We start from the raw sequence: 17198 nt of genomic DNA, 5'->3' as shown, positions 1-17198 counted from the left end.
AGGGCCTTTTCGTTACGCCTTTGTGATTAAACATTATATTTAGCGAGGAAATATGAAACGCGTACTATCCATTATTCTTGGCGGCGGTGCTGGCACCCGACTCTATCCCTTAACAAAAATGAGGGCTAAGCCTGCAGTACCCTTAGCAGGTAAATATCGTCTGATTGATATTCCTGTGAGTAACTGTATTAACTCAGACATCAATAAAATCTATGTCCTCACTCAATTCAACTCCGCGTCTCTCAATCGACATTTGAGTCGGGGCTATAATTTCTCGAATTTTACCGAAGGATTTGTCGAGGTCTTGGCTGCTCAGCAGACTCCTGATAACTCAGGTTGGTTTGCAGGAACGGCCGATGCGGTTCGTCAATATTTGCAGTTGCTCAAGGAATGGGATGTGGATGAATATCTCATTCTTTCTGGAGACCATCTGTACCGCATGGACTACAGCCGATTTGTCCAACGACATCGTGATACCAATGCTGATATTACGATCTCTGTGGTTCCTATGGATGAGCGACGGGCTTCTGCTTTTGGCTTGATGAAACTGGATGAATCAGGCCGTGTGGGAGATTTTTGTGAGAAACCCTCGGGAGATGAATTAACCCAAATGCAGGTGGATACCACGTTGCTCGGGTTGAATGCAGAACAGGCCCGTGAGCAACCTTATATTGCCTCTATGGGGATTTACGTATTCAAAAAAGAGGTTCTGATCGACTTACTGGAATCTAATCTTGAGCACACTGACTTTGGCAAAGAGGTGATTCCCACGGCTGCTGCGAATCACAATATCCAGGCATTTCTGTTTGATGATTATTGGGAAGATATTGGAACGATTGAAGCGTTCTATGAGGCTAATCTAGCGTTAGCACAACAGCCAAAACCCAAATTTAGTTTTTACGATGAGCAGGCTCCCATTTATACCCGAGCCCGATATTTACCCCCTAGTAAAATTCTGGATTGCCGGGTGACGGAATCCATTGTTGGTGAGGGCTGTATTGTCAAAAAAAGTCAAATTCACCATTCTGTTCTAGGAGTTCGCTCTTATGTAGACGATCATTGCACTCTGGACAAAGTGTTGTGGCTAGGGTCTGATTATTATCAATCTCTGTCTGAGCGACAAGCTGATCTGGATCAAGGCAGAGTGCCCTTAGGGATTGGAGAAAATACTGTTATACGTAAAGCAATTGTTGATAAAAATGCCCGGATTGGCAAGAACGTCAAAATCGTCAATAAAGCCCAGGTGGAGGAAGCGAATCATGAGGATGAAGGCTTCTATATTCGGAGTGGGATTGTTGTCATTCTGAAGAATGCAATCATTCCTGATGGCACAGAGATCTAACCGATCTTGACCCTCTATTTCCAGTCGGAATTAATGATTGCCAATAGAGGGTCAACCCCTGATCTTATAACCAGAATAGTAGGTTGACCCTTTAACTTTTCTATCTGAGAATGATGCGTTTCTTTCTTGTTGAAAAGTTGCGATTGAAGGCCGTTTAAAATCATTAAACCTCCTACTAGAGGAGGTTCTAAGCCAATCGGAGCGGCGGGATTTGAACCCACGACCCCCACTACCCCAAAGTGGTGCGCTACCAAGCTGCGCTACGCCCCGTTTTGCTTTACAAGCCTAACATAAAACTCTGATTAAAAGACTTCAATTGTTTGGATAGCGCCCACCAATTCAGCAGTGCTCTCTGCAGACCAATGCCCTTCTGCTCGGCGACCATTCAACAGGATAAAACTGAGAGCAAACTGCTGGGGATAGCCTTGCACCTCTAGCCAAACCAAATCACTACTCGCCTCACAGGCAATGGTTTCCTCGGTCATCAATTGATCTTGTAATTGGGAGATGGACTCGACGAGTTGTAAGAGCAGGCGACGAAAATCAGCAAATTCTTCAGTAGTTAACTCCACCGCCCATTCATTGGTGCCAAGTAGGGTGGAAAACGCCGCCTGAGGCTGCCACCCTAAGCGCCAACCGTTGCCCTCCTTGAGCTGTCGGTCCATTCTTAGCCTTTAAAATGTGAGCTTTTGTGCCTCACCTGTAGGCTTGCGAGTGGGGGTAGTGGACTGAGGTGAGGTGGATTTGGGCGTTGTTTGAGGTCGTAAGAGATCGGCGCTGCCCGAACCAGGTAAGGGAATGAGTTTGGGACGAGAGATCGGTTCTGGATCTGGGGCTGCCGCAGGCTTGGGTGGCTCCGGCTGTTGTTTCTCTGGTGGAGGGGCTGCCTGCTGGGGGACTTGACTCGCATATAGATCGCTAAGGGCTTGAGTTAATGCCAGGCGCTGCTGGCGGGTGAACTGGCGAATCAACTTGCGATCGCTCTCCATGGGATTCGTCTTTAAGTACGACTGCCCCGGATATTCTTCCTCTCGCAAGTTTTCATGGAGTCCTAGATAGTCCGCTAGGGTGATTTTCCAGTCAAACCGATACTGAGGTGATCGGCCCTTGACCTGGGTGTGATACCGAATTAGTCGACTGACCAACGTGCTATTGGGAGCAGGCTTATTACCCTTGCGGCGCACATACTGGTTCTCTTGCGGTAACTCCGGCAATTGAGAGTAGACCGCATCCGCTGCCAGTTTGGCGTTTAGGCGCTGGGCAACCGCTGGTTGGGCTAGCATCCAGCCGCTGGCGACCAAGGAGGCACACAGAAGTGCCCGCTTGGATCGCTGAATCAGAGTGAGGTTAGGGGTCACTCGCCAATAATCTCCGGTTGCGTCAGTTCATCAGACATTTCGATAATGGCTTGCATCACGGACTTCATGCCAGCATCTTCAAAGTCTTCTAAATTCTCGCGGCGACGACGCTTTTTGGCCCGGTTCGCAACTTGCACGGTAATGCGGTATCGATTGGAAGAAGCGCTAATCAATTCTTCAGCTCGCCGCATAATATGCGTGGTGTCGATGGTGGGGCGCTTAGACATAAAGTTTCTCGAGAATGGACTGCTTACTAGTCTAGCAATAATGCTCTCGTCCCGAGACAAGCAGCCTAGAAACTCTGCGGGCACGAGGACTGATTGATTGTAGGATATGCAAAGCATGCTTAAGATCCAAGCGTCGTTTTCAGACTGCCACGTCTTAAATGCACTATCACTGACCCTGAATCGGGATGTTGCCCTATGGGGCCATCCATGACCATTGCTGGATCAGCCTGATCGCTTGACCCTCTTCATACCTATTCCGGCCCATTCCTATGACCAACGTTGCCATCAATGAGACCCATCGTCAGCAAACCGCTCAGCTAGATGTTCCGCCCCGTCTATTAATGGGGCCGGGGCCGTCCAACGCCCATCCCAGAGTTTTACAAGCGTTGGGAATGCGCCAAGTGGGGCACTTGGATCCCTGCTTTATTGAGCTGATGAATGAAGTCCAGTCTCTGCTTAAATATGCTTGGCAAACGGAGAACCCAACCACGATTCCGGTCAGCGCGACGGGAAGCGCGGCTATGGAAGCCACTTTGGCCAATACTGTCGAACCAGGAGATGTGGTTTTAGTGGGTGTCAATGGCTATTTCGGTCATCGAATGATGGATATGGCTGGACGTTATGGGGCGGATGTGCGTCGTATCGATAAACCCTGGGGGGAAGTCTTTTCTCTAGATGAATTGAAAGCTGGCCTGGAAGAGCATCGTCCCAAGGTTTTGGGGCTGGTTCATGCGGAAACATCTACGGGGGCCTGTCAACCACTGGAAGGGGTGGGCGACTTGTGTCGAGAATATGATTGTTTGCTGTTGGCAGATACGGTGACTAGCTTAGGGGGCTTACCTCTGTTTTTGGATGAGTGGGGTGTGGATATGGCCTATAGCGGTAGCCAAAAATGTCTGAGCTGCCCACCGGGAATTAGTCCGTTCACCTTAGGGTCTCGCGCGGTGGAGAAGCTCAACCAGCGAGAGAAAAAAGTGCCCAACTGGTATTTAGATATGTCGATGGTGGGCAAATATTGGGGGTCGGAGCGGACCTATCACCATACGGCACCTATTAATATGATCTACGGCTTTCGGGAAGCCCTTCGTCTGATTGCCGAAGAAGGACTCGCGGAACGCTGGGCGCGACATCAAGCCAATGCCGAGTTGATGTGGGAGGGGTTAGCTTCTCTGGGTATGGAGTGCTATGTGGAACGTCAGCACCGACTGCCTTCGTTAATTACAGTGCGGATTCCAGATGGAGTGGATGGTAAAGCCATCACCCAGCAGTTCTTGAAAAACTTTAATATCGAAATTGGTAATGGGTTAGGAGAACTGGCTGGCAAGGCCTGGCGAATTGGACTGATGGGCTTTAATAGCCGTCCTGAAAATGTCCATATGGTTTTGGATGCCTTTAAGTACACTTTGAATCGCTAGTCTGCTGGATCACAGCGGATTTCAAGTAAGAACCCGTCGGGGTCATAGAAATAAATGCCCCGCCCGGTGGGTCGGGTAACGGGGCCTTGTGCGATCGCAACTTGATTCGCCTGCAAAACCTGTACGGCCTCGTCGAAGGCGTCGGGGGCAATATCAAAGGCCAAGTGATTGGCGCGGGTAAACTGCTGTTCTGGATCTGGATTGGGAGGAGATAAATCAGGCTCCCAGAAGAGGTCTAAAACCCACCCATCCGGGGTGACGAAGTTACTAATCCGCCCCTGTTTCACAAGTTCGACAAGGGTTGCTGGAACTTCAGAACCCGTCAGTTCATGCAGGCCCAAAATAGTGCCATAAAAATGCCGGGAGGTTTGTAGGTCTTTGACATTTAGGGCAAAGTGATGGGTTTTGCGTAGCTTGCCTTGGGGTAATGCAGTCATATCCGTACCAAACCTACTCTGCAATTTTAGGTGTGCTATCTTTTTTCAATTTTGACGCATTTGTCTGAGAATGCTCAGTCGTTTTTGGGACAGGTATCAGACGCTACTGATACCAAATCCGACTCATTAACCCCCGAAATATCTTATCTGTCAAGCTGGCCACCAATGGTAGTGAGTGAGAGCTTTAATGTCTGATTGCATGGTCATTAAAGTTCGACAGCGCTGCTCGAGCACATCTTCCAACTCATCCAGGGTCTCAAAGCATCGATTGGCCAGTGGTTCGTCCGCTAGCCGCCACAACCGTTCAGCGGGCTGAAGCTCTGGAGAATAGGGGGGTAAAACCTTCAGATGAATGCCTTTAGGTACCACCCGATTTTTACAGGTATGCCATCCGGCTCCATCGAGAACGAGAAGAATCTGTTTGTGCTTTCCCGCTCCAACTTGCTGAGCAAAGCTTTGTAGGGCTTGATTAAACCATTCTCCATTGACCCGAGGCAGAATGAACCATTCGGTATTGCCAGTTGCGGGATGAACGAATCCGTATAGATAGGTCCATTCATAGCGATGGTCCACCTCAGCAATCGGACGCTGACCCACAGGTGCCCAAATCTTTCGAATAATGGGTTTAAGGCCTAAACGATGTTCATCAAAAGACCAAACTTCGACCTGAGCATTAGGGTAGCGTCGCTCCAATTCTGCTTTGTACTCAGGCAGTTTTTTTAAAAGCGGCTTGGGCCTCTGGTTTACCTTTACGGTGGTGAGGACGTGGGCATTGCAGGGACTGCTCCAATCGCTTGAGATAGTCCCAACCGCGTTGGGGCCACACCTTCTCGACTCCGGTCATCTGAGCGATGACCTGGGCTACTTTAGGTCCGTTCCATAGACCACCGTCGGTGGGTGGGGTTTGTAGACGAGTCAACAATTGTGCACATTGGTCTTGAGTGAGAAGACTGCGAGATTGATGAGGTCGCTTATCTTTGCGTCGGTTGCGTAACCCATGGGCGCCATTGTGGTTATACTCCCTGACGATTTCTCGAGCGTAATCGTAGTTGAGACCGACCACTTGGGCTGCTTGAGTTAGCGTTGTTTGCTCACTGACGAGCCATAGTAGATGCCAGCGGCGCGATTCTACTGGGTCTTGGCTGGCTCGATAATGAGACTTCAGCTCCTCGGGCGAAAAATGAGGTTCGAGATATAGTTTTCTTGGCATTCTCTAATTATGCATTATATCGGAGTTATATAAATCGGATTTGGTATGAGATATTGCCAGCCTGCCCGCAAAATCATCAACCATAGGGCGACGGCAGCGGCCAGATAGAGATAGAACCGCAGCAAAACTCGGTTAATTGTACAGTGAACCAGGCTGTGCAAAATTCGAAAACCCGCGAATATCCAAGCTAAGAACACATAGAACCCATCGACTTGGCGGGTCATAAATAGGTAATTGCCGAGGGCGTAAAACAGCACGGGTAACTCAAAGAGGTTTTTGAGATTGTCCGAAGGATTAGAGACGCTAGGTGGAGAGATTCGGGCAAATTCTAGGGGCCGCATTTTTTCAGGGGGGAAGTTATTTTTGATGATGAAGGGAATGCGACGGGCATACATATAGATCCAGACCGTCAACGTTAGTAAAAACATCACAAAAATGGGGGCAAAAATAGCCTGTTGATTCATGGTTTATGGTCTCCATAGGCGAAAGGGACATCAATGAAGGGTCGATAGTTCGGTGATCAGGCTTAGAAAACCCAGAAGCAAATTAGGCTGAATCGTCTTAGTGCATCACATCTAGACAGAGCTAAGGCTCTTGCAAACTCAGCTTAGGAGTCGTAGCCCATCGCGACCAGTCCTCGATTGGGTACTGTTTCACCGATTGGCAATTAAGCGGAGAGGTCAGGACAACGCCCTTCTAATAAATCCTGTTTTTGCTGAAAGGCTTTGGACATACAGTCCATAAAGGTTTGGATGCGTACTGTTGAGATCAGATCTTTATGGGTCAAAATCCAGACGTCATGGCAGGGGGCACTCTGACCGGGAGGAACTCGTTTTAGGGTGGGTTCTGGATCGCCTAAAAAACAAGGGATACGGGCAAGTCCCAGACCGGCTTTGGCTGCTGCGAGTTGTGCGATCGCATTATTGAATCGCCCCCGCACTGGAATATGGGGAAACTCACTTTTGCGCACCCAGTCTGGATAGGGGGTGGGTGCATCCCAACCAATCCAATAAGCCCCTTCCGTATTCTCGGGCAGTGCATGGGCTGCTAAATAATCTACAGATGCATAGTTGGCACAGTGATAACATCCCACTTTTCGCCCCACCAAATGTTCAGGCGGGTTTTCGGTGACGCGAATGGCAACATCCGCTTCTCGCTTGGTGAGGTTATAGACCTCATAGGAAATCAGGACTTCCAAGTTCACCTCTGGATAAGTCTCCATAAAGCAGACCAAATCTGGCATGAGGAAATGAACTGCTAAAGCATCTGGCATCGTGACGCGAAGATTGCCCCGTAGCTGAATATCTTGCCCGAGGATATGGCGTTCAATGCCATTCATCTCGTCTTCAACCCGAGTCGCCCCTGCCAGTAGCTCTTCCCCCGCTAGGGTCAGGGCATAGCCGCTCGGTAACCGATCAAAGAGTCGCGTTCTCTGGGTGGATTCAAAAGCATCAATTCGACGCGTGATGGTGGAGTGGTGAACCCCCAGCTTGGCAGCAGCAGCCCGAGCTGACCCTTGACGGGCAATCGCTAAAAAAATTCTCAAATCATCCCAGTTCATGATTCCTCTGGTGCATTTATGCAACGATAGGGTGCTTGTTTTAGACTTCTCAATGCAGGAATGATTACATACTATCGAAGGAAAGCCAGTTGGCACTATCAACCCCAATCGGTTGATCTTCTCAGCCTGCATAGGAGCATCATCATGGCGAATGTGACCGTATATCGAACCATCTATGCCTCCCTCGAAAAGGTTTGGGAGAGTTGGGATGACTTTGGCAATATCTACCAATTCAATCCCAACCTTACCCATTCCCATCTCCTTGAAGATTCTCTCCCGAAAGGGCAAGGAGCCAAGCGGCAGTGCGACCTCAAGGACGGCAATAACTGGATTCGCGAAGAAGTCGTTGAGTATATTCCCTACCAGCGGATGACCTTCAATATCTATGAGGGAACCATGCCCCTGAAAAGCGCAAAAGCAACCTTACGCTTCCGTAAAGTCATGGCGAATCGAACTGAAGTCAGCATGAGTATGGACTTTGAACCGAAGTTGGGGCTACTCGGCAAGCTGATGCTCCCCATGATGAAACCTAAATTTGCAGGAATGCTCCATGCCCTCCTGGAAGGCAATGATGCTTATGTCACGCAAGGTCAAGTCGTCACTGCGGCCTAAGACCGTGACAACGTTTGAATCAACCCTATACTCCTGATAACGATGACTCCCGAAACAACCGTTTTCTTGCTGACGCTGATCTTGGCCATGATTCACCTTAGTATTGGTTCAATGACCAGGATTTTTGAAGTTGGGCCGATGGTTCTGCTCGGTCCCCGCGATAATTTACCCCCTCGCCAGAATACCTATGGCATTCGAGGCGAGCGAGCCAACCATAATTTCAAAGAGACCTTGCCTTGGGCATTGGGTTTATTGCTGCTGGTGCAGGCCACAGGCCATACCAATGGCGTCAGTGCCGTGGGGGCGTGGCTCTATTTTTTGAGTCGAGTGGTCTATTTACCCCTATATGTTTTTGGCGTGCCCGTGGTGCGCAGCTTTGCCTTTGGTGGCTCTTTGATCGGCATGGGTCTGATTGCCAGTCAGGTGTTGTAAGTGCCAATCTACCGGGGCCGAATTTGGGTGCCGATACCGGAAGTGATAAATAACACCGTCGCTGCTTCCTCGACATCGGCAGTATGCCAAACACCAGGCTGATTAATGGCATATTCGCCAGGACTAAGGGTGGTGGTCACAGAACCCTCTGCCTCTTCTTGATGCAGCGTCACCGTTCCCGTAATACACAGGACGACCTCACTGCCCTGCGGATGCATCTCCCAAACATCCCAAGCCTCCGAGAAGGAGTGCATACTGACTAAGCGCCCTTCGGAACCGTCAGAATCATGGCGTTTAGCATAGTCGATATACCATTCCATCGACCCTGTAAATACGGGTTCAGCTTCTGCCGTTGCACCCAACCCCAGATGAATGGGGTGAGTTTTAATATCTGTTCCAGCCATCACTCTCTCCTGAATTACCTGAAAGTGCTATTAGCGATTCTTGTACACATCGCGTCTGTGGCCAACTTTAACAACAACTACGATTAATGCTTGGTCGACAATCTCGTAAATGATCCGGTAAACGCCTTGTCGGATGCGATACCTCTCCTGCCCAGATAGTTTTTCTGCCCCTAGCCGAGGATCAACGGCAAGGGATTCAATCCGATTGAGAATTCTAGTAACATCCTGATTAGAAATACGGCGCAGATCTTTGGCAACAGATCGCTTGAAAACGATCTTATAATTTGCCATTTGTTTTCAAATCATTTAGCAGTTCTTCATAGGTCATCGTAGGCTCTTGTTCTCGTTCATCAAAAGCCGCTAGATCTTCTTGGTCGTCTTGTAAAGCTAGACGGACGGCCTCATTCACGAGATCCGATACCGTGCGATCGGTCGATGCTGCTTTGAGACGTAATGCCTGATGTAATTCCGGTTCAAAGTAAATAGTTGAACGCTTGGATGACTCATTCATATCGTTGCTCTAGTGCATATAGACACCACAACATTTTAACGTCTAAACGTTAAAATGTTTATTGCAATACTAAGGATTGACTGATTTTCGTCCATTCCCCCTAGAGAAAGCTACGGGTTAAGCTTATCCTGCGTTTTAGTCTGGAAATCATCGGCACCATGGCGCTCATGAAGCTGTTCTGACAAGGCTCCCCAAGTGCGGTTGACCATGCGGCCCCGCTGGACTGCTGGTCGATCAGCGATATCCTGAGCCCAACGCACCACATGGGTATAAGAGGGGGCATCGATAAACTCTGCGGCATCGTATAGAGTATTGCGAATTACCCCGCCATACCAAGGCCAGACGGCAATATCAGCAATTGAGTAATCGTCGCCAGCCATAAATGGGTGGGTTTCAAGATGGCGATTGAGAACGTCGAGCTGGCGCTTCACCTCCATGGTGAAACGATTGATGCAATATTCAATTTTGGTGGGAGCATAGCTATAAAAATGACCAAAGCCACCCCCGAGATAGGGCGCTGACCCCATCTGCCAAAATAACCAGGATAAACATTCGGTGCGAGCTGCATGTTCTGTGGGTAGAAGCTGGCCGAATTTTTCTGCGAGGTACAGGAGGATAGCTCCAGATTCAAAGATGCGGGTTGGAGTTGAAGTGGAGTGGTCTACAAGAGCCGGAATTTTGGAGTTGGGATTCACATCCACAAATCCACTGCTGAACTGGTCGCCATCCCCAATTTTGATTAAATGGGCATCGTATTCAGCCCCAGCCTCACCTAACGCCAAGAGTTCTTCTAGCATGATGGTGACTTTCTGGCCGTTGGGGGTTGCCATGGAATAGAGCTGCAAAGGATGTTTACCCACGGGCAAGTCTTGCTCATGGGTTGGCCCTGCAATGGGGCGGTTAATCTTGGCCCAAGTCCCCCCACTTTCTGAATCCCATTGCCAAACTTTGGGGGGAGTGTAGTCGCTACTCATGATTCGTCTCCAATGCAGGACAGGTATGGCTGTCTCAACATTAGCGCTGTCGCATCCTCACCTGCACGGTAGACTATCGTTCCTGCCATGCTCGTCATAGCCTAATGTCTGTGGATGACCTTAAAAACGACACATTGAAGCCCCCTGATTGCTGTGTGCTGAGCAGTCCTAGCTGAGATGGGACTCGTCGTATGATTCCGATCACTGAATTTCAGCCATGGATGCCAGATCATAGATGTTGAAGAAGCAATCAGAGGAATAAAAGATTACTTCTTTGCATGTCAGAGTAGAAGCTGCCCAGCATCAGTTCACAAGATGGTAAGCATATCCAATAGCCATCAGACCTGAAAGGTAGCGACTGGCAGTCATTCAGCAGTGGCACCTCTAAGCAGAAATATTTCTGATAGAGCCAATTGAGTATCCATATTGCATCTGGCTAGTGCTCGACCACACTGAATTAGATAGGTAAGCTAGAAACAATCTAGCTGTTTTTAGCCAACCAATCATGCCTGATAAATATATTGTGACGCTAACGCCTGAAGAACGCAGTGAGCTGATGCAACTCACCCGACGTGGAACCTTGTCAGCGCGAAAAATGAAACGAGCCCAGATTTTGATGTTGGCAGATAAGGGACACAAAGACGACACCATTACTCAAATGCTCAATGCAGGCATCTCTACCGTGCATCGTACTCGCCAGAAATTTGTGGAAGGTGGTGTGGAGTTCGCCCTCAATGAGCGTCCCAGGCCAGGGGGGCAAAAGAAGCTCGATAGCAAAGCAGAGGCCTTGCTCATTGCGACAGCTTGTAGCGACCCACCTACCGGTTGTTGCCGGTGGACCATGCAGCTATTGGCAGAACGGCTAGTTGAACTCAACGTCGTCGAAAGCCTATCGGATGAAACGGTGCGACGCACGCTCGAAAAAACAGCTTAAGCCGTGGCTAAAAGAGCAGTGGTGTTTTTCTACTGTAGGCGCAGACTTTGTTTGGCGGATGGAGAACGTTCTAGATTTGTATGCCCAACCCTACCATCCTGAGGAGCCTGTTGTTTGTTTTGATGAACGGCCTTGCCAACTGATTGGCGAAACCCGGGTGCCCCGTCCACCAAAGCCCGGTCGTCCCCAACGCTACGACCATGAATATGAGCGCAAGGGCACTTGTAATATATTTGGCTTTTTCAACCGCTTAAAGTTGGCGACATTTGAAGGTGACTGAGCATCGAAAAAGTGAGGACTTTGGGGTGTGCATGCAGTATCTAGTAGATGGTCTGTTTCCTGATGCTCAACAAGTGTACGTTGTCTTAGACAATCTCAACACCCATACTCCCGCTGCACTCTACAAAACCTTCAAACCTGATGAAGCTTTGAGGATTCTCAGTCGCATCCAGTTTCACTACACTCCAAAACATGGCAGTTGGCTCAATATGGTTGAGTTTGAGTTTTCGGCTCTTTCTAGGCAGTGCTTAAATCGACGAATTCCTGATATTGAAAAACTCCGGCATGAGGTCACTGCATGGGAACAAAGGCGTAACCGAGATAAAACGACGGTTAATTGGTTATTTACAGTGGATGATGCACGAACTAAACTCAGCCGACTCTATCCCCAAACTACCCTGTCATAATCACTGTGGTGAAGCACTAGGAACTACCGTACAGATGTTCCATCTCTCAATCGGCTTTCTGGTTGGATAGATCTATGTCTAGAAACATATTCCACCTGAAACCGGACCTGCTGAGTACTCCTGACATTTAATCGTCGTTTCAAGAATCTAAAAGTGAGTGATCATCATGGTTCACCTTTTACCGCAGGATCGCTTTATTATCCAAACTCCCGATGCCTTGCAAGCTGTTATAGCAAGACTGGAAGCTCATGTAGAAACTCCGAAGGCATTTCGATGGTCCTATCGACGAAACAATGCGCCTTATGAAGGATCTGTTTCAGAAGCGGGCTTTTCGATGCACCGAATTCCCCAAGGACGTAACTCGTTTATTCCCCAAATCAAAGGTCGATTTGAGACACCTGCAAGGGGAACGGTCGTGCATATCTCTATGAAGCTTCACCCTTTTGTTATGAGCTTTCTAGTGATGTGGTTCCTCGCTTTTTACAGTGGTGCTTTAGCAATCGGCTTGTCAGGGGAGGTGGCTAATTCTGAAGCTTTACTGATCTTGGGACTGCCTTTATTCGTGCTATTCATCTTCTGGATGAGTTTCTGGTTTGAGGTGGAGCGCAGCCGTAAAGATTTGCTGAATATCATCGGTGGACAAGTGACACGCCATTAAACAACGCTGATGCACGCTATCCGTGCAATATTGACCTGCTCAGCCGTGTCTCTAAACCGTCTCCAGTGAGAGGAGTATCTAACTTATTCTGGTCTCAGTAATGGAGATTGGTTGATGCTGCCAGTGATCGGCATGCCTGAGTGATCGATAAACGGAATCAGTCATACCCGCCAATATCTTTGCAATTTGGATTGAAAAGAAGCTGCACGTAAGCCAGCCTCAAATCGTTGAAAAGTTATCTCTGCTGGGGATCGAGACAGATGACACCTGTTGAAAACGTTAGGTACAGATGGCCAGTCTCTTAGGGTGCTCCTCGTTTTGGTAGACCTAATTTCTGGAAAATCACGCCATCTGAAATCGCATCTGCTCAGTATCTTTGGCACTCATGTGTCGTTTCAAAATCTTTAAAGTGAGTGATCAACTATGGTTCACCTTTTACCGCGCGATCGCTTTGTGATACAAACGTCTGCCCCCTTACAAACAGTGATGGAGAGATTGCAAGCCCAAATAGAACCTCCCAAAACCTTTCGATCAACCTATGACCTGAACCATGCACCCTATGAAGGATCAGTGACACCGTCTGGTTTTAAGATGAACCGCATTCCCATTGGTCGTCCAAACGCTAGCGAACCTTACATCAAAGGACGGTTTGAAACATTTTCAGGGGGCACTGTTATTCATCTCACCCTCACCCCCCATCCTACAGTGCTGATCTTTGTTGGGTTTTGGTCCGTGTTTTGGTATGGCCTCCACCTGTTGCTTTTGTCTTCGGGGGATATGGACTATAGTGCAGCTCAAGATCGATTGGTGTTACCGCTCATCATCCTCGTCATTTTCTGGATCTCCTTCTGGGTAGAAGTTGAGCATACCCGGAATGATTTGTTTCGGATCATTTTGAGACGGCGACTCACGCGACAACAGACACATGCTTTGATGCTAAATATCCTACGAGGAATTATCGTCATCCTAGGTGTTGCCTTTTCCTGTTCGTTGATAGCCGAGCATCTCTCCCCATCACCTCCTTCTCATCAATTACCAGAAATATTCCAGCCTCGCTAATGGGGTTTGAGTGGGGATGCCTATCGTTAATTACAAGCTGGGCATAAATGAGATTCTTCGCAGATAAAATGACTTATGGGTTTGGCCTAGTTAGGAAGCATCTAATCTCTCAAAGATAGAGGGGCATACAGTAGGTAGTATCTGATTCTTGTTTACTGGCATCTATGGTTATGTGGCTTGACTGACGATGGATATTTTCGCAGAACTAGATGTTATGCAGGATCGGATATTTGCTGATGATTGGTCAGCATTTGCCAATCATTATGCATCTCTTTGCAGCACATACAACGCGGGAGCTGCATCATTGATCCGCAATATAGACTTATCGCCGTATCGTGATGCCATCTCATCTTCGTTTGCCTTGGCTCTTTCCGAAGCGCCGAAACAACCATGCGCAGCCATCTATTTGGAATATGATCTGGATAATGGTTGGGATTCCACTTTTTTCATCTGTCCGCAATATCATCCGCTAGAGGCTAAAGATGACGATTGGGCATGTTACTTCGAACACAGCATTGACGCTGCTTCTCAAGATGACTTTGCCTCGATTTACGCGCAAACTGACCATTTTTGCAACACTAACGAAGCAACTGCAATTACTTTGTACTTAATCGCAAGAACCACCGAAGTTATCAACACTGTGATACATGACCATGAATTACCCAGTGTACATATTTGCATTGGGTTTCACGACCAAGATCCAATTCACAGACTACGATAAGCAGAATAACGGAACGTTGTTAAAAGGCTTAAAAAGCAGGCATTAAGTGAGTTGCGTTTGGATAGAGATTGGGGTTGTCAGAAGCTTATGAACCGGGCAACGATCGCTGATATCTCGAAGCCGCTGTCGTTGCTGTTCATCTAGGTCACCTTCGAGGCTGAGCTTGGCCTGAATGGTGGGCGGCTGATCATCGGAGTCGTAGCTCAACTCCACCCCCACGGACTCTAGCTGCCATCCTTTGCGTTCAGCATACATTTGTAGGGTGATTGCCTTGCATGAGCCTAAGCCCGCCAAAATCAATTCCGTTGGGGTAGGACCCACATCATCACCTCCTAGGGAAGGCGGTTCATCTGCAGCTAGGTGTAGATGGCGAATAGAAATATCTTGGCCATACCGGGAATGATTGGAGGCAACTTGAACCGAAATCATGAGGATTCTCCTGGATGATAGACGTTCTCTAAATGTCCCGTTTTCACGTAAATCAGACAGCCTTCTTCACTAAAGGGGGTATGAATGCTGCCCGGTGGATTGCGTAACCAAGTTCCCTGAGGATACACGCCCTGGTCATCGGCAAAGGTGCCGTCTAGGACAAAGATCTCTTCGCCGCCCCAGTGCTGGTGGGTTTGGAACTTTGTCCCCGGTGCCCACTTCACGAAGGCCACCTGCTCCGTACCGTGATGATGTAGCGGTAGCACCTGCAACCCCGGCACTAACCCCGGCACCCATTCTGCTTGGGTCGTATCAATTACCACCGGCTGCTGATCCGCTGGATCCATTTGCCAGAGTTTAACCAAAATGGTGGCCCCTTCTTTGCTATGGGGGGTGTGACTTGAGCCAACCGGATTACGGACATAAGTGCCTGGACCAAAATCGCCATGCTCGTCGGAGAACACACCGTCTAGGACAATATATTCTTCGCCACCTCCGTGGGTGTGGGCAGAGAAGGCACTGCCGGGGGCATAGCGAACGATGGAAGTCGCCCGAGCCACTTCTTTGCCATCCCGTTCCAACATGCGGCGTTGCACCCCAGGCATGGGAGACTCCACCCAAGGTAGGCCGTCGCTATGAACAACTGCCCGTTGAGTTAGATCTGCGTGAATTTTCATAGTGTCTATCTCTTCTGTTTACTGTCTGCAACGCTAGCTGTACTGGTTTCGACCGGCCATGACGCCACCATCAATATCCCAGATTGCGCCTGTCGCCCAACTGGTTTTATCGGATAGTAAGAAGGCAATGGTTTCAGCGATGTCTTCAGGGGTGCCGATGCGACCTATGGGATGAAAGCTATTAAAGCTTTGTAGGGCTCCATGGACCTCTTCTTTGGGAATAAACCCTTCATAGATGGGGGTGGCGACGACGGCGGGGGAAACGGCATTGACTCGAATATTATGATCGGCCAGTTCCATGGCGAGATGCTGAGTAAGGGAATGGAGTCCGGCTTTGGCCATAGAGTAGGCAGAAGACGGAGTGGCCTGCACGGCTTGCTTGGCCCACATGGAACCGACATTGACGATGGCCCCTTTGCGATGGTTATTGATGATGTTCTGGGCGACAGCTTGGGTAATAAAGAAGGTGGCTTTGTTCAGTTCTAAGTAGAGATCGTAGTCGGCTTCTTCGTACTCCAGAAAAGGTTTGGGTAGAAAGACGCCAGCCGCGTTCACCAATAAAGTGGAATCTGCATGGGACTGATTGAGGCGGGTGATTAGAGCCTGACGTTCTTCTGGGTTGGTAATATCAGCTTGCTCGCCGGATACCGGACCATAGACCTTTAATTCCTCAATGGCTGCGTTGAGTTTGCCGGGTTGACGGCCAATTAGGACTGCGGATCCTCCCTGTTCAAGGACGATGCGGGCAACGGCTTTGCCCATGCCGCTGGTGCCGCCGACAACGATGAGTTTTTGACCTGTAAAAGATTGAGACATGATGAACTCCTAATGGATGAATCTGAATACCTACTAGTAGGTAGATTATGAGGTAAAAAAAATTTAGCTGCTGGAAAATTTGGCTGCTAAGAGGGGATAAACCACTTGCTCAAAGGTGGTGGTGCTGTCTGCTGCCGAACGGGCTAACAACTGAGCGCCTTGGAGCAGAGCAATTAACCCTTTGGCTTCTTGCTCGGGCTGGCAGGTCCAAAGTTGGGCGTCACATCCCTGCTGGAGAAGGTTGATGAGCCAGGTTTCTGTTTCTTGAAAGAAGGTTTGAATCTCGTCTCGGACTGGCTGGGGAAGCACTGCATAGTCTGCAGCCAACATGGCACAGAGACAGATTTGCTTTTCCTCTAAACCATTGCGATAGAGCTGGGCAAATTGGACCATCTGCTGATCAAGACTGGCGTTGGATTGGCTGATGCGATCGCAGGCCCGCATCATGTCCTCCCGATATCGCTTCACCAGTTCCTTCACTAACTCATCCTTAGTGGAAAAGTGATAGTGAATACTAGCTTTGCGAATCCCGACTTGCTTGGAGATATCGGCGTAACTAAAGGCGCTGTAGCCTCGATTTCGTACCATCTCTTGGGCAACATCCAGGATTTGAGTGGCCGTGTTTTTTTCCATATTTTGATTATCTACCTACTAGATGGTAGATGTCAATTCTTTCTTTGGCGCCTAGGTAAAACTGCTTAGCAATAAAAAAATAATATGTCAACTTATGTTGCG

The 17198-nt window shown here is 48.7% G+C and carries 23 protein-coding genes, 1 tRNA gene and 1 pseudogene; 8 read left to right on the top strand and 17 right to left on the bottom strand.

Annotation, left to right across the window (positions count from 1 at the left end; translation table 11 throughout):
• The first annotated feature begins 52 nt into the window (after positions 1 to 52).
• Positions 53 to 1342: a glucose-1-phosphate adenylyltransferase gene (locus ON05_RS12835; protein ID WP_010481515.1), complete on the top strand. Its 1290-nt coding sequence runs from the start codon at positions 53 to 55 to the stop codon at positions 1340 to 1342.
• A 196-nt stretch (positions 1343 to 1538) separates the two neighbouring features.
• Here the strand turns inward: ON05_RS12835 and ON05_RS12830 are convergent.
• The 4 genes from ON05_RS12830 to ON05_RS12815 form a co-directional block, all read right to left on the bottom strand.
• Positions 1539 to 1612: transfer RNA gene (locus ON05_RS12830), tRNA-Pro, on the bottom strand.
• Between the two features lie 32 nt (positions 1613 to 1644).
• Positions 1645 to 2007: a DUF1818 family protein gene (locus ON05_RS12825; protein ID WP_010481517.1), complete on the bottom strand. Its 363-nt coding sequence runs from the start codon at positions 2005 to 2007 to the stop codon at positions 1645 to 1647.
• Between the two features lie 9 nt (positions 2008 to 2016).
• A complete protein-coding gene (locus tag ON05_RS12820; protein ID WP_010481518.1) occupies positions 2017 to 2700 on the bottom strand; it encodes a hypothetical protein in 684 nt (227 codons plus the stop codon).
• Positions 2697 to 2927, bottom strand: coding sequence for a DNA-directed RNA polymerase subunit omega (locus ON05_RS12815; RefSeq protein ID WP_010481519.1), 231 nt, complete (start codon positions 2925 to 2927; stop codon positions 2697 to 2699). The genes ON05_RS12820 and ON05_RS12815 overlap by 4 nt, the downstream gene beginning before the upstream one ends.
• Positions 2928 to 3196: 269 nt before the next feature.
• Between ON05_RS12815 and ON05_RS12810 the strand changes: the two genes are divergently transcribed.
• Positions 3197 to 4342, top strand: coding sequence for an alanine--glyoxylate aminotransferase family protein (locus ON05_RS12810; RefSeq protein WP_010481520.1), 1146 nt, complete (start codon positions 3197 to 3199; stop codon positions 4340 to 4342).
• On the opposite strand, the gene ON05_RS12805 is transcribed toward ON05_RS12810, so the two are convergent.
• The 5 genes from ON05_RS12805 to ON05_RS12785 all read right to left on the bottom strand — a co-directional run bounded on the left by ON05_RS12805 (position 4339) and on the right by ON05_RS12785 (position 7550).
• Positions 4339 to 4779, bottom strand: coding sequence for a VOC family protein (locus ON05_RS12805; protein WP_010481521.1), 441 nt, complete (start codon positions 4777 to 4779; stop codon positions 4339 to 4341). The genes ON05_RS12810 and ON05_RS12805 overlap by 4 nt on opposite strands.
• A gap of 150 nt (positions 4780 to 4929) precedes the next feature.
• Positions 4930 to 5472 carry an IS630 family transposase gene (locus ON05_RS12800; protein WP_010481522.1) on the bottom strand — a complete coding sequence of 181 codons (543 nt, stop codon included), beginning with the start codon at positions 5470 to 5472 and terminating at the stop codon, positions 4930 to 4932.
• Between the two features lie 13 nt (positions 5473 to 5485).
• Positions 5486 to 5989: a winged helix-turn-helix domain-containing protein gene (locus tag ON05_RS12795; RefSeq protein WP_010481524.1), complete on the bottom strand. Its 504-nt coding sequence runs from the start codon at positions 5987 to 5989 to the stop codon at positions 5486 to 5488.
• A gap of 14 nt (positions 5990 to 6003) precedes the next feature.
• Positions 6004 to 6453, bottom strand: coding sequence for an MAPEG family protein (locus ON05_RS12790; protein ID WP_010482169.1), 450 nt, complete (start codon positions 6451 to 6453; stop codon positions 6004 to 6006).
• 203 nt (positions 6454 to 6656) lie between these two features.
• Positions 6657 to 7550: a LysR family transcriptional regulator gene (locus ON05_RS12785; protein WP_010482167.1), complete on the bottom strand. Its 894-nt coding sequence runs from the start codon at positions 7548 to 7550 to the stop codon at positions 6657 to 6659.
• Positions 7551 to 7694: 144 nt separating this feature from the next.
• Between ON05_RS12785 and ON05_RS12780 the strand changes: the two genes are divergently transcribed.
• On the top strand, positions 7695 to 8162 hold the full coding sequence (locus ON05_RS12780) for an SRPBCC family protein (RefSeq protein WP_010482165.1): 468 nt from the start codon (positions 7695 to 7697) through the stop codon (positions 8160 to 8162).
• A 42-nt stretch (positions 8163 to 8204) separates the two neighbouring features.
• Positions 8205 to 8594, top strand: a complete 390-nt coding sequence (locus ON05_RS12775) for an MAPEG family protein (protein WP_010482164.1) — start codon at positions 8205 to 8207, stop codon at positions 8592 to 8594.
• 8 nt (positions 8595 to 8602) lie between these two features.
• Here ON05_RS12775 and ON05_RS12770 read toward each other — a convergent pair whose 3' ends face one another.
• From ON05_RS12770 to yghU, 4 genes are all read right to left on the bottom strand, one after another.
• Positions 8603 to 8998: a cupin domain-containing protein gene (locus ON05_RS12770; RefSeq protein ID WP_010482162.1), complete on the bottom strand. Its 396-nt coding sequence runs from the start codon at positions 8996 to 8998 to the stop codon at positions 8603 to 8605.
• Between the two features lie 30 nt (positions 8999 to 9028).
• Positions 9029 to 9289: a type II toxin-antitoxin system RelE/ParE family toxin gene (locus tag ON05_RS12765; RefSeq protein ID WP_010482161.1), complete on the bottom strand. Its 261-nt coding sequence runs from the start codon at positions 9287 to 9289 to the stop codon at positions 9029 to 9031.
• Positions 9276 to 9509 carry a ribbon-helix-helix domain-containing protein gene (locus tag ON05_RS12760; RefSeq protein ID WP_010482158.1) on the bottom strand — a complete coding sequence of 78 codons (234 nt, stop codon included), beginning with the start codon at positions 9507 to 9509 and terminating at the stop codon, positions 9276 to 9278. The genes ON05_RS12765 and ON05_RS12760 overlap by 14 nt, the downstream gene beginning before the upstream one ends.
• 110 nt (positions 9510 to 9619) lie before the next feature.
• Positions 9620 to 10483, bottom strand: a complete 864-nt coding sequence (gene yghU, locus ON05_RS12755) for a glutathione-dependent disulfide-bond oxidoreductase (RefSeq protein WP_010482156.1) — start codon at positions 10481 to 10483, stop codon at positions 9620 to 9622.
• A gap of 505 nt (positions 10484 to 10988) precedes the next feature.
• On the opposite strand from yghU, the pseudogene ON05_RS12750 reads away from it, so the two are divergent.
• The 4 genes and pseudogenes from ON05_RS12750 to ON05_RS12735 all read left to right on the top strand — a co-directional run bounded on the left by ON05_RS12750 (position 10989) and on the right by ON05_RS12735 (position 14541).
• Positions 10989 to 12103, top strand: a pseudogene (locus ON05_RS12750) (IS630 family transposase).
• Between the two features lie 166 nt (positions 12104 to 12269).
• On the top strand, positions 12270 to 12761 hold the full coding sequence (locus tag ON05_RS12745; protein WP_010482054.1) for a hypothetical protein: 492 nt from the start codon (positions 12270 to 12272) through the stop codon (positions 12759 to 12761).
• A gap of 423 nt (positions 12762 to 13184) precedes the next feature.
• Positions 13185 to 13820: a hypothetical protein gene (locus ON05_RS12740; RefSeq protein WP_010482053.1), complete on the top strand. Its 636-nt coding sequence runs from the start codon at positions 13185 to 13187 to the stop codon at positions 13818 to 13820.
• A 187-nt stretch (positions 13821 to 14007) separates the two neighbouring features.
• Positions 14008 to 14541, top strand: coding sequence for a hypothetical protein (locus ON05_RS12735; RefSeq protein ID WP_010482051.1), 534 nt, complete (start codon positions 14008 to 14010; stop codon positions 14539 to 14541).
• 42 nt (positions 14542 to 14583) lie between these two features.
• Here the strand turns inward: ON05_RS12735 and ON05_RS12730 are convergent, their stop codons facing one another.
• The 4 genes from ON05_RS12730 to ON05_RS12715 form a co-directional block, all read right to left on the bottom strand.
• On the bottom strand, positions 14584 to 14970 hold the full coding sequence (locus tag ON05_RS12730; RefSeq protein WP_010482050.1) for an OsmC family protein: 387 nt from the start codon (positions 14968 to 14970) through the stop codon (positions 14584 to 14586).
• Entirely contained in the window at positions 14967 to 15647 is a 681-nt protein-coding gene (locus ON05_RS12725) for a cupin domain-containing protein (RefSeq protein WP_010482049.1), read from the bottom strand. The genes ON05_RS12730 and ON05_RS12725 overlap by 4 nt, the downstream gene beginning before the upstream one ends.
• 33 nt (positions 15648 to 15680) lie before the next feature.
• Complete coding sequence (locus ON05_RS12720; RefSeq protein WP_010482048.1) at positions 15681 to 16463, bottom strand: SDR family NAD(P)-dependent oxidoreductase; 783 nt, start codon at positions 16461 to 16463, stop codon at positions 15681 to 15683.
• Positions 16464 to 16526: 63 nt separating this feature from the next.
• Positions 16527 to 17096: a TetR/AcrR family transcriptional regulator gene (locus ON05_RS12715; RefSeq protein WP_010482047.1), complete on the bottom strand. Its 570-nt coding sequence runs from the start codon at positions 17094 to 17096 to the stop codon at positions 16527 to 16529.
• Between the last annotated feature and the right edge of the window lie 102 nt (positions 17097 to 17198).

The sequence above is a fragment of the Acaryochloris sp. CCMEE 5410 genome (genome assembly GCF_000238775.2).
Taxonomy (GTDB): domain Bacteria; phylum Cyanobacteriota; class Cyanobacteriia; order Thermosynechococcales; family Thermosynechococcaceae; genus Acaryochloris.
Note: the sequence above shows the minus strand (reverse complement) of the source record. Positions and strands in the feature narration are given on the sequence as shown.